Here is an 11,037-nt window from a genome sequence, read left to right as displayed (position 1 = left end):
GGGCGACTGCTCGACGCGGTTCGGTCGGGCGTCACGCTCGCGGAACGCGTCCATGCGCCACCGGAAGAGCGGGAGGTCGTCGCGCGGGATGAAGGCGGCCTCGTGCGCCCAGTACTCCAGGTACGGGCCGCGTCTGGCTGTGGTGAGCCGGTCGAGCGTGGCCCGGTCGTAGGCGCCGAGCCGGGCGAAGAGCGGGAGGTAGTGGCTGCGCTCGAAGACGTTCACGCTGTCGATCTGGAGCAGGCCGAGCCGGGCGAACCCGCTGTTCAGCGCCCGCGTCGACACCGCCGGCGCCGGCGCCGAGCCGAAGCCCTGCGCGGCGAGCGCGACCCGTCGAGCCTCGGCGGCGGAGAGCGTGGTCCTGACCATGCCCCGACGCTACCGATCCCCTCCGACACGCCTTCCCGGGGCCCGTATGCCTGATCCGGAACCTGTCAGGTTGCACATCGCTACAGTGGCGGGCATGGCCTGGGGCAGCAAGAAGACTCATCCCGATCCCGTCGTCGAGGACTCGGTGCCCACAGGCATGCGGATCGCGGGGGCGTGGTCGTGGCGCGTGCTCGTCGTGCTCGGCGTGGTGGCGGTGTTCATCTACCTCGTCATGCTGTTCAGCGAGGTGCTCATCCCCTTCCTCATCGGCATCGTGGTGGCGTCGTTGCTCGTGCCGCTGTCGAACTGGTTGCAGCGGCACCACGTGCCGAAGTGGATCGCGGTGCTCGTCAGCCTCGTCGGTGGGCTCGCCGCCGTGGGCGGGCTGATCTGGCTCGTCGTCGACCAGATCGCGGCCGCGTGGCCCTCGCTGCGCGACCGGGCGCTGCAGCAGTACGACTCCGTGCAGCAACTGCTCCAGAACTCCGGGCTCGACATCAGCGAGAAGGACTTCAACAACTCGCTGAACCAGGCGACGAACTGGCTCCAGGACAACTCCGGGTCGATCCTCTCCGGCGCCGCGAGCGTCGGCTCGTCGCTGACCCACGTCCTGACCGGGCTCTTCGTCGTCATCTTCACGGTGATCTTCCTGCTCATCGACGGCAAGAACGTCTGGCGCTGGGTCGTCCGGATCTTCCCGCGCAAGGCCCGCCCGGCGATCGACGGTGCCGGCGTCGCGGGGTGGACGACCCTGACGAGCTTCGTCAAGGTGCAGATCTTCGTCGCGTTCGTCGACGCGGTCGGCATCGGCATCGGCGCGGCCGCCCTGCAGCTGCCGCTCGTCGTGCCGATCGCCGTGTTCGTCTTCCTCGGCGCGTTCATCCCCGTCGTGGGTGCGATCGTGACCGGCATCCTCGCCGTCATCGTCGCGCTGCTGTTCAACGGCTGGGGTGCGGCGCTCATCATGCTCGGTGTCGTCCTCGCCGTGCAGCAGATCGAGGGCCACATCCTGCAGCCGCTCGTGATGGGCAACGCAGTCAAGGTGCACCCCCTGGCGGTCGTCCTCGGCGTCACCGCGGCCTCGGGGCTCGCGGGCATCGCCGGCGCGTTCTTCGCCGTCCCGCTCATCGCCACCCTGAACTCCATGGTGACGACCATCGCGAGCGGGCGGTGGCGCGGGCTCGACTCCGACCACGTGCTCGAGGCGCAGCAGCGCGGCCACGCGGCGAACAAGGAGGAGAAGCGTCGGCGGAAGTGGCGGAAGCGGCACCGTGACGACGTCCCCGAGCCCGGCAGCGACCAGCAGCCGACCGCGTCGAAGGGCACCGCCGGCTGAGTCCGCACGCTGCGGGGCGGCGCGTGGCCGTGCCCGTGGCGCGCCCCGGCCCCGGACGGGTCACGAGTCGCCGCGCACGCGTCACGAGTCGCCGCGCACACGTCACGAGTCGCCGCGCACGCGTCACGAGTCGCCGCGCACGCGTCACGAGTTCGCGGCGACGACCGCGAGCGACGATGATGGGCACGTGACCGACACCACCGCGCCCCAGCTCCCGACCGCAGCGACCCCCACGCTCGCGGACATCGAGGCCGCTCGCGCGACCATCGCCGGCGTCGCCCGCGTGACCCCGATGGAGTCGTCCCAGTACCTCGCGGAGCTCCTCGGCTCACCCGTGCACCTCAAGTGCGAGAACCTGCAGCGCACCGGCGCGTACAAGGTCCGCGGCGCGTACAACCGCCTCGCCGCGCTCACCCCGGAGCAGCGCGCCAAGGGGGTCGTGGCCGCGAGTGCGGGCAACCACGCGCAGGGTGTCGCCCTCGCCGCCCGGGAACTCGGGATCCCGGCGACGATCTTCACGCCCGTCGGCGTCGCCCTGCCCAAGCTCCAGGCCACGCGGCACTACGGCGCGGACGTCGTCCTCCGCGGGCACTCCGTCGAGGAGGCCCTGAGTGCCGCCAAGGACTTCGCGCACCGGACGGGTGCCGTCTTCATCCCGCCGTTCGACCACCCCGCGGTGATCGCCGGCCAGGGCACGCTCGGCCTCGAGATCCTCGACCAGGTGCCGGACGCCGACACGGTGGTCGTGCCGATCGGCGGCGGCGGCGTCATCGCCGGGATCGCCCTCGCGGTCAAGGGCATCGCCGAGCGGCAGGGACGCCACATCCGCGTGATCGGGGTGCAGGCCGCGAACGCCGCCGCCTACCCGACGTCGCTCGCGGCCGGGGAACCGGTCACCGTCCAGACCACCCCGACCATCGCCGACGGCATCGCGGTCGCGCGCCCGGGCGACATGAACTTCCCGATCATCCGTGACCTCGTCGACGAGGTCGTCACGGTGACCGAGGACGACGTCGCCCGCGCGCTCCTGGTGCTGCTCGAGCGCGCGAAGCTCGTCGTCGAGGCGGCCGGCGCGGTGGGTGTCGCGGCGATCATGGCCGGCTCGGTGCGCGACACGGGCAAGACCGTGGTGCTCCTGAGCGGCGGCAACATCGACCCGCTCATGATGGAGCGCCTCATCACCCGCGGTCTCGTCGCGGCGTCGCGGTACATCGGCATCCGGATCATGCTCCCGGACCGTCCGGGGCAGCTCGCGCGGGTGGCGCAGGTCATCTCCGACGCGGGCGCGAACGTGGTCGAGGTGCTCCACACCCGACACGGTCAGGGGCTCGTCATCAACGAGGTCGCGCTCGACCTCTCGATCGAGGCCCGGGGTCCCGAGCACGCGCAGGAGGTCCTCGGTCGCCTGCAGGAGGCCGGCTTCCGACCCGAGATGATCGCGCGCTGAGGCACCGGGGGCGCGCCCGCGGCGAGGGCACGCCCGCGGCGTCAGGTGACGTCGCGTCAGCCGACCGCTCCGTCAGCAGACCGCACGGGTCCGGGTCCGCTCCGTCAGGGTTCCGTTCGCGACGGCGACGCCGGCCGGGAGGCGCGTGAGGCTGCCGTCATGACCCTCACGTCGATCCTCCCCACGCTCCGCGCTTCGCTTCCCGATCCGCTCGACCCGACCGTGTGGCCCGCAGCCACCGCCGCGACGGTCGACGACGTGACCGTGCGGGCGGTGTCGATGCAGCGGCTCGCGGCCGTCGCGGGGACGCCCTGCGTGCACACCGCCGAGGAGGCCCCGCCGCGGTACCGCCCACGCGACTGGCAGCCGCGAACGGTGTGCGTGACCGTCGCTGCCGTGACGCGCGTCCGACGCCCGTGGGGCGTGCTCCTCGTCGAGCTCGACGCCGTGCTGCCCGACTGCGCGGTGCTGACCGAGGCCCGGCTGATCGGTCGCCCGTCGGTGGCGGCCTCCGCGGCCGTCACGGTGACCACGAACCCGACCGGCACCGCGGGCGTGGACGCGGTGCTCCCGGCGGACGTCGCGGTCGGCGACCTGGTGTGCTTCCCGTGCCGCCGCGCGCTGGCGCACCGGGATGTCGTCGCGCGCTGAACTCGACCGGCGCCGTGGAACCACGAAACCGACGTGGGACCTGGGCGCTGGCCCGGTTCGACGTCGGTTTCGTGGTTCGACCCGCGCGACACGTCCGCGGGGTCGGTGTGACGAGCGCCTACGGCTCGTAGCGCTCGACCTTCGTGACCTCGACGGCGATCTCCTTGCCGTTCGGGGCGGTGTAGCTCGTCTTCTCACCGGCGCGCAGCCCGAGGATGGCGGCACCGACCGGGCTGACCGGGCTGTAGACCGTGAGGTCCGAGCCCTCGCCGACGATCTCGCGGTTGCCGACGAGGAACGTCGACTCGTCGCCGGCGATCACGGCCGTGACGACCGTGCCGGGCTCGGCGGTGCCGTCGAAGTCGGCCTCGCCCACCGTGGCGTGCTTGAGGAGCTCCGTCAGCTGGCGGATGCGGGCCTCGATCTTGCCCTGCTCGTCCTTCGCGGCGTGGTAGCCGCCGTTCTCCTTGAGGTCGCCCTCTTCACGCGCCGCCTCGATGCGGTCCGCGATCTCCTTCCGGGCCGGACCGGACAGCTGCTCGAGCTCCGCCTGGAGGCGGTCGTGTGCCTCCTGGGTCAACCAGGTGCCCTGGGTGTCGTTGCTCATCGTGATCCCTTCGACAAAGAGCGAGACCGGCCGGTGTGGCCGGTCTCGCTCTGCGGATCACAGCAGTCTAGGGAACCCAGCAGTCGTGGATCAAGCCGGTCACGCCGCGCGTCGTCGTCCGGACCTCGGTCGACACGGTGCGCGAGCGCTGCTCCACGGCGGGGAGGTCGATGACCTTCCACCCGACGATCGTGTACGACTTGTCGAGCACCTGCACGGCGCACTCCGCCCGGGTGCCGGGGTCGACGGACACCTGGCTGCGCACGACGGTGGCGTGGTCGGAGAGCACCTGGTACCCGATGTCGTCGGTGTCCAGCCCGTGGTCGGTCTGCCCCGGCCCCGCCCACACGACCCAGACACCGAAGGTCACGACGATCGCGACCGCGGCGAGGATCGCCAGCAACCGACCCCGTCGTGTCCGTGACGGCGTGCGGCCGTACCGGTCGTCGAGCGCCGCGGTCGCGGTGGCCGCGGCGGGTGCCGGCGTGGCGGGGTGCTGCTGATCGGACAGTTCGGGGCTCCCGGGGTGATTATCCTGATCTCCAGGGTAGTTCACGCCTGGCTGTGCGCCGCCCGCGTCCGCGCCCGCTCCGACCGCGAGGAACCTCCCGTGCCGTACCGTCTGCTCGCCGTCCACGCCCATCCCGACGACGAGTCGAGCAAGGGCGCGGCGACCGCGGCGAAGTACGTGGCCGAGGGCAACCAGGTCCTCGTCGTGTCCTGCACGGGCGGCGAGGCCGGCGACATCCTCAACGACCAGCTCGGCGAGCCGGCGACCACGCGGGCGCACCGCGACATGGCCGGGTACCGCCGGACCGAGATGGCCGCGGCGCAGCAGGCACTCGGGATCGACCACGTCTGGCTCGGCTACCACGACTCGGGTCTGCCCGAGGAGGGCGAGACCGTCCGTGCCGGCACCTTCTCCACGGTGCCGCTCGAGTTCTCCACCGAGGCACTCGTCCGCGTCGTCCGGCGTTTCCGGCCGCACGTGCTCGTCACGTACGACGAGAACGGCGGCTACCCGCACCCCGACCACATCCGCACGCACGAGGTCTCCGTGCAGGCCTGGCGCGACGCCGCCGACCCGACGAAGTACCCCGAGGCGGGGGAGCCGTGGTCGATCGCGAAGCTCTACTACGAGCGCACGCTGAACCCGCGCCGCTTCACCGCGATCTACGAGGCGATGGTCGAGCGCGACCCGGACAGCCCCGGCGTCGAGCAGCTCCGCGAGTGGGTCGAGCGGTTCGCCGACCGGCCGGACCTCGCGACGACGCACGTCGACGTCCGGGGCCACTTCGAGGCCCGTGACGCCGCGCTCCACGCGCACGCGAGCCAGGTGCCGCCGGACAGTTTCTTCTTCTCCTGGCCGAACGACCTCCTCGCGACGGTGTGGCCGACCGAGGACTACCAGCTCGTCGAGGCCCGCGTGCCGACGTCGACGCCGGAGTCCGACCTCTTCGCGGGGATCCCGGCAGACGAGGACACCACCGCGTGAGCACCACCTGGGCGGCACTCGCCGCCGCCACCCCCAGCCCGAGCCCGACCTCGACCGTCCCGGACGTCGACGTCACCCCGGGCGTCGCCGGCTTCATCGCGATCGCGGTCGTCGCGGTCGTGACGATCCTGCTCGTCATCGACATGACGCGGCGCATCCGTCGGACGCGCTACCGGGCGGAGATCCGGGAGCGGCTCGAGGCCGAGGCGGGTGCGGAAGGCGCCGCGACCGACGAGCCGGAGCGGCGTGCCGCCGAGGACGGCCGCGCGGACGTCGGCGACGACACGGAACGCGGGTAGCCGCGACCGACGTGCGGCCGGGCGCGGCCCGCTCAGCGGTCCCGCGCTCAGCGCACCGGGTCGAGCGCCACGATGAGCACGCCCACCCACTGCGTCGCGAACGCGACGACCGTGAAGGCGTGGAAGACCTCGTGGAACCCGAAGATCGTCGGCGACGGGTTCGGGCGCTTGAAGGCGTAGACCAGCGCGCCGAGGATGTACGCCACACCGCCCGACAGGATGAGGACGGTCATCGGGATGCTCGCCGCGAAGAACTGGGGGAGCAGGCCGAGCGCCGCGCACCCCAGCACGAGGTAGATCGGCACGTAGAGCCACCGCGGTGCTCCGATCCAGAGGACGCGGAACGCGATACCGAGCGCGGCACCCGACCACATCACCCAGAGCACCACGACCATGAGCGTGTGCGGCAGGGCGCAGATCGCGATGGGCGTGTAGGTGCCCGCGATGAGCAGCAGGATGTTCGTGTGGTCGATCCGCTTGAGGATCTTCTTCACCGTCGGCCCCCACGGGAACCGGTGGTACGTCGCCGAGACGCCGAACATGAGCAGCGAGCTCGCCATGAACACCGCGCTGCCGGCCTTCGCCGCCGGTGAGGCCGCCAGGCACACGAGCACGACGCCCATCGCGATCGCGAACGGGAACGTGCCGAGGTGGATCCAGCCGCGCCAGGCAGGGCGGGGAGGTTCGGTCGCGGTCGACGCCTCTTCGGTGAAGGGGACGTGCGGGAGGGTCCCGGTGTCGTTCGTGGCCTGCATGGGGCGACAGTAGGGCCCCAGTCCGAACGTCCGCCGAACACGCTCGCGTCCTGCGGGTCCGCAGGCGTGGTGCACTACAGTCGTCCCGTGGCGAGCAGGGTGGGACCGACGGGACGGGGCATCCTCTACCGCGCCTACCAGCGTCGCATCCGGAAGCAGATCGACGGTGCGTCGATGCCGAAGCACGTCGCCATGATCGTCGACGGCAACCGTCGGTGGGCGAAGCAGCTCGGCCTCGAGACCGCGGCCCACGGACACCGGGCCGGCGCCGCGAAGATCCCCGAGTTCCTCGACTGGTGCGACGAGCTCGGCATCGAGGTCGTGACGCTCTACCTGCTCTCCTCCGACAACCTCACCGGCCGCGGCGGACAGGAACTCGACGAACTCGTCGGGATCATCGCCGAGCTCGCCGGGGTGCTCGCCGACCACCGGGACTGGCGGGTGCAGCACGTCGGGTCGAACGAGGGGCTCCCCGCGTCGCTCGTGGACGCGCTGGCGGCCGCCGAGCAGCGCACCGCTGACCACACCGGGCTGCACGTGAACCTCGCCGTCGGGTACGGAGGACGTCGGGAGATCGCCGACGCCATGCGCAGCATCGTGCGGGCCCACGGCGAGGGCGGCGGGACGCTCGACACCCTGGCCGAGGTCCTCACGCCCGAGCTCATCGGCGACCACCTCTACACGCAGGGGCAGCCCGACCCGGACCTCGTCATCCGGACCTCGGGCGAGCAACGGCTCTCGGACTTCATGCTCTGGCAGAGCGCGCACAGCGAGTTCTACTTCGTGGAGGCGTTCTACCCGGACCTCCGCGAGGTCGACTTCCTCCGCGCCGTGCGCGACTTCGGTCTGCGGTCGCGGCGGTTCGGCGGCTGATCGTCCGGCGCCGGTCCGTAGCAGGGCAGCCGTGTCCGCCGCTGCGCGCGGCGCCGGCCTCGTTGCGCGCAACGGATCGGGTTCGGTCCCCTCGCGACCGTCCCAGTAGACTCACAGGGTTTTTCGTTCCACGGAAGGTTGCACCTGTGAACACCGACGAGTACGCCGCGGGCTTCGCCGAGGAGCCCGGCTACCTCGACCACGCCGCGTTCGGCCCCGTCCAGACCGCCGTGCTCGAGGAGCAGCGGGTGCTCGGGACGATCCAGGAGCACATGCGCTTCGGCGCGATGGAGACGCTCGACGAGCAGGACGCCCGTGTGCGCACCGTGGCCGCCCGGCTCGTCGGACGTCGCGACGACCAGGTCGTCTCGCAGACCGCCACCACCCCGGGGCTCGTGCACACCGCGTTCGGGCTGACCGGTGGGGTGCTCGTGTCCGCGGACGACTACCCGTCGATGCCGCTCGCCCTCGCCTCGGCGGCGTCGTCGACCGGCGGCCGCGTCCAGCCCGTGGTGATCGAGTCCGGCGCCGGGTGGACCACGCCCACGCTGATCGCCGAACGCCTCACCGACGACGTCACGGCGGTCGCGGTCTCGCTCGTGGACTGGCGCACCGGCTACCTCGTCGACCTCGCCGGCATCCGCGAGGTCATCGGCGACCGCCTGCTCATCGTCGACGCTATCCAGGGCTTCGGCGTCGTGGACGCCCCGTACGAGGTCGCGGACGTCGTCGCCACGGGCGGGCAGAAGTGGCTGCACGCCGGCTGGGGCACCGGCTTCGTGGCGTTCAGCGACCGGGCGCTGAACCGCCTCCGCCCGGCGCTGTCCGGCCCCGCGGGGACCACCGGCTGGCCGGACGAGGTGCCGTCGGTGCGCCCGGGCGCCGCCGGGTTCCGGTCGACGCGGATCGACCCGGTCGCGCAGGCCCGGTTGGCGGTGTCGCTCGAGCGGCTCGCGTCCGTCGGCGTCCGGGCCGTGCAAGAGCGCGTCTCGGACCGGGTCGAGCGGGTCTTCGACATCGCGGACGAGTTCGGCCTGGTCGTGGAGTCCAGCCGCGACCCCCGCGAGCGTGCCGGCATCGTGGTGCTGCGGCCGCCGCAGGGTCGGCTGACCGCACTGTCGGCGGCGATGCACAACCACGGTGTCACCGTGACGACGCGGTCCGGGACCGCCCGGGTGTCGCCGTTCGCGTCGACGACCGACGAGACGCTCGACATGTTCCGCGACGCCTGCCTGTCCTACGCGACGATGCCGTAGGCCGCGCCGCGCGCCTGCCCGAGACTCGCGCTGGGCGACGGTTCTCGCGCTCCGGGGCACGAGAACTGTCGCCCACCACGAGACTCGGCCCCGCAGGCACGCGGCTCGGCCCCGCACCGCCGGACAGGAGGCGCGGGGCGGGCCCGCACCGTGCCTCCAGGCCGGTGCCACACGCGTCGGGCGCGACGCGCGACGCGCGACGCTCAGGCTGCGTTCACGCGACCGTAACCGGACAGGCCGCGTGTCGCGATTCCGCGCCGCCGACGGCAGTCGTAGGTTGACCGCATCGGGCACCGCGCCCGATCGAAGCGGCCGCAGCAGGTGCTTCGAGACCCGCTCCAGAGGCCGCGTCGAGGACAAGGACCGGGTCCTTCGCGGCCCGGGGATGGAGTGGTCGTGACCTCTCAGAACGTCTCTCGCGGAACACAGCAGCAGCACACCGCGGACTCGTCCACACCGGTCGCCCAGCGCACGTACGTGCTCGACACCTCGGTTCTCCTCAGCGATCCGCGGGCGCTGTTCCGCTTCGCCGAGCACGCGGTCGTCCTGCCCGTGGTCGTCGTCAGCGAGCTGGAGTCGAAGCGGAACGACCCGGAGATCGGGTACTTCGCACGACAGGCGCTCCGGATCCTCGACGACCTGCGGGTCGAGCACGAACGCCTCGACTTCCCGATCGCGATCGGCGACGGCGGCTCCCTCCGGGTCGAGCTGAACCACTCCAACCAGGCGGTCCTCCCGTCCGGGCTGCAGCTCGGCGACAACGACTCGCGGATCCTCGCGGTCGCGATGAACCTCGCGAACGACGGGCTCGACGTGGTCGTCGTGTCGAAGGACCTCCCACTGCGCGTCAAGGCGTCCTCGATCGGCATGGCTGCCGAGGAGTACCGCGCCGAACTCGCGGTCGACAGCGGCTACACGGGCCTCACCGACCTGCAGGTGTCCGGCGAGCAGATGGCCGACCTCTACGAGCACGAGGAGATCCGCTCGGCAGCACTCGCCGACGTGCCGGTCAACACCGGGGTGGTCATCCACTCCGAGCGCGGGTCGGGCCTGGGGAGGGTGCACACCGCCGGCTCGGTGGCGCTGGTGCGCGGGGACCGCGAGGTCTTCGGGCTCCGCGGACGGTCCGCCGAGCAGCGGCTCGCGATCGACGCACTGCTCGACCCGGAGATCGGCATCGTGTCGCTCGGTGGTGCGGCCGGCACCGGCAAGTCGGCCCTCGCGCTCTGCGCCGGCCTCGAGGCGGTCCTCGAACGGCAGCAGCACAAGAAGATCATGGTCTTCCGCCCGCTCTACGCGGTCGGCGGGCAGGAGCTGGGCTACCTGCCGGGCGACGCGGCCGAGAAGATGAACCCGTGGGCGCAGGCGGTGTACGACACCCTCGGCTCGGTGGTGTCCGACAACGTGCTCGACGAGGTCGTCGAGCGGGGGATGCTCGAGGTGCTCCCGCTCACCCACATCCGCGGTCGCTCCCTCCACGATGCGTTCGTGATCGTCGACGAGGCGCAGTCGCTCGAGCGGAACGTCCTGCTCACCATGCTCTCGCGCATCGGGCAGAACTCGCGGGTCGTCCTCACGCACGACGTGGCGCAGCGGGACAACCTGCGGGTCGGGCGGCACGACGGGATCGCCTCGGTGATCGAGCGGCTCAAGGGGCACCCGCTGTTCGCGCACGTGACGCTGACGCGCTCGGAGCGGTCGGCGATCGCGGCGCTCGTGACGGAGATGCTCGACTCGCCGGACCTCGTGTAGCGCAGCGCGGCGGGCGGCGGGCGGCTGCGCGGCGGGCGGCCGCGCCGCTGGGCGGCCGCGCCGCTGGGCGGCGGCCGGCTGCGCTCGGCACAACCGAAGTCACCTCGAACTGCGTGATCGCGCGGTTCGGGGTGACTTCGGTTGTGCGGCGGCGACCCGCGCCGGAAGATCGCCACCGCGCGACGGACGGGATTGTT

General features: G+C 72.1%; 12 protein-coding genes. 8 read left to right on the top strand and 4 right to left on the bottom strand.

Annotated features, from left to right (window positions below; translation table 11 throughout):
* Window positions 1-369, bottom strand: a 369-nt coding sequence (locus tag I59_RS01105) for a DNA glycosylase AlkZ-like family protein (protein ID WP_031272336.1), incomplete at its 3' end; no start/stop codon positions are given.
* Window positions 370-463: 94 nt separating this feature from the next.
* Here I59_RS01105 and I59_RS01100 point away from each other — a divergent pair.
* The 3 genes from I59_RS01100 to I59_RS01090 all read left to right on the top strand — a co-directional run bounded on the left by I59_RS01100 (window position 464) and on the right by I59_RS01090 (window position 3,803).
* On the top strand, window positions 464-1,705 hold the full coding sequence (locus I59_RS01100) for an AI-2E family transporter (RefSeq protein WP_022902299.1): 1,242 nt from the start codon (window positions 464-466) through the stop codon (window positions 1,703-1,705).
* 187 nt (window positions 1,706-1,892) lie between these two features.
* Window positions 1,893-3,152 carry a threonine ammonia-lyase gene (ilvA, locus tag I59_RS01095; RefSeq protein WP_022902298.1) on the top strand — a complete coding sequence of 420 codons (1,260 nt, stop codon included), beginning with the start codon at window positions 1,893-1,895 and terminating at the stop codon, window positions 3,150-3,152.
* A 159-nt stretch (window positions 3,153-3,311) separates the two neighbouring features.
* On the top strand, window positions 3,312-3,803 hold the full coding sequence (locus tag I59_RS01090; protein WP_022902297.1) for a hypothetical protein: 492 nt from the start codon (window positions 3,312-3,314) through the stop codon (window positions 3,801-3,803).
* Window positions 3,804-3,921: 118 nt separating this feature from the next.
* Here the strand turns inward: I59_RS01090 and greA are convergent, their stop codons facing one another.
* On the bottom strand, window positions 3,922-4,410 hold the full coding sequence (gene greA, locus I59_RS01085; RefSeq protein WP_022902296.1) for a transcription elongation factor GreA: 489 nt from the start codon (window positions 4,408-4,410) through the stop codon (window positions 3,922-3,924).
* A 67-nt stretch (window positions 4,411-4,477) separates the two neighbouring features.
* Window positions 4,478-5,047 (bottom strand): DUF4307 domain-containing protein, encoded by a 570-nt coding sequence (locus I59_RS21195; RefSeq protein ID WP_187289770.1) that lies wholly within the window; start codon window positions 5,045-5,047, stop codon window positions 4,478-4,480.
* Between I59_RS21195 and mca the strand changes: the two genes are divergently transcribed.
* Both mca and I59_RS01070 read left to right on the top strand, forming a co-directional pair.
* Window positions 5,021-5,905: a mycothiol conjugate amidase Mca gene (gene mca, locus I59_RS01075; RefSeq protein WP_022902295.1), complete on the top strand. Its 885-nt coding sequence runs from the start codon at window positions 5,021-5,023 to the stop codon at window positions 5,903-5,905. The two genes, I59_RS21195 and mca, sit on opposite strands and share 27 nt — an antisense overlap.
* Window positions 5,902-6,204 carry a hypothetical protein gene (locus tag I59_RS01070; protein ID WP_022902294.1) on the top strand — a complete coding sequence of 101 codons (303 nt, stop codon included), beginning with the start codon at window positions 5,902-5,904 and terminating at the stop codon, window positions 6,202-6,204. Before mca ends, I59_RS01070 begins: the two co-directional genes overlap by 4 nt.
* Window positions 6,205-6,251: 47 nt before the next feature.
* On the opposite strand, the gene I59_RS01065 is transcribed toward I59_RS01070, so the two are convergent.
* Window positions 6,252-6,959 carry a hemolysin III family protein gene (locus I59_RS01065; protein WP_022902293.1) on the bottom strand — a complete coding sequence of 236 codons (708 nt, stop codon included), beginning with the start codon at window positions 6,957-6,959 and terminating at the stop codon, window positions 6,252-6,254.
* A gap of 87 nt (window positions 6,960-7,046) precedes the next feature.
* Here I59_RS01065 and I59_RS01060 point away from each other — a divergent pair, with 87 nt between their 5' ends.
* From I59_RS01060 to I59_RS01050, 3 genes are all read left to right on the top strand, one after another.
* The gene (locus tag I59_RS01060) at window positions 7,047-7,832 is read left to right on the top strand and encodes an isoprenyl transferase (RefSeq protein WP_031272331.1); all 786 of its coding nucleotides are present in this window, start codon (window positions 7,047-7,049) and stop codon (window positions 7,830-7,832) included.
* A gap of 146 nt (window positions 7,833-7,978) precedes the next feature.
* Window positions 7,979-9,088 carry an aminotransferase class V-fold PLP-dependent enzyme gene (locus tag I59_RS01055; RefSeq protein WP_022902291.1) on the top strand — a complete coding sequence of 370 codons (1,110 nt, stop codon included), beginning with the start codon at window positions 7,979-7,981 and terminating at the stop codon, window positions 9,086-9,088.
* Window positions 9,089-9,478: 390 nt separating this feature from the next.
* Window positions 9,479-10,840, top strand: coding sequence for a PhoH family protein (locus tag I59_RS01050; protein WP_022902290.1), 1,362 nt, complete (start codon window positions 9,479-9,481; stop codon window positions 10,838-10,840).
* The last annotated feature ends 197 nt before the right edge of the window (window positions 10,841-11,037 follow it).

The organism is Curtobacterium sp. B8, assembly GCF_000333315.1.
GTDB lineage: Bacteria > Actinomycetota > Actinomycetes > Actinomycetales > Microbacteriaceae > Curtobacterium > Curtobacterium luteum.
This window is presented reverse-complemented; position numbering and strand designations above follow the sequence as displayed.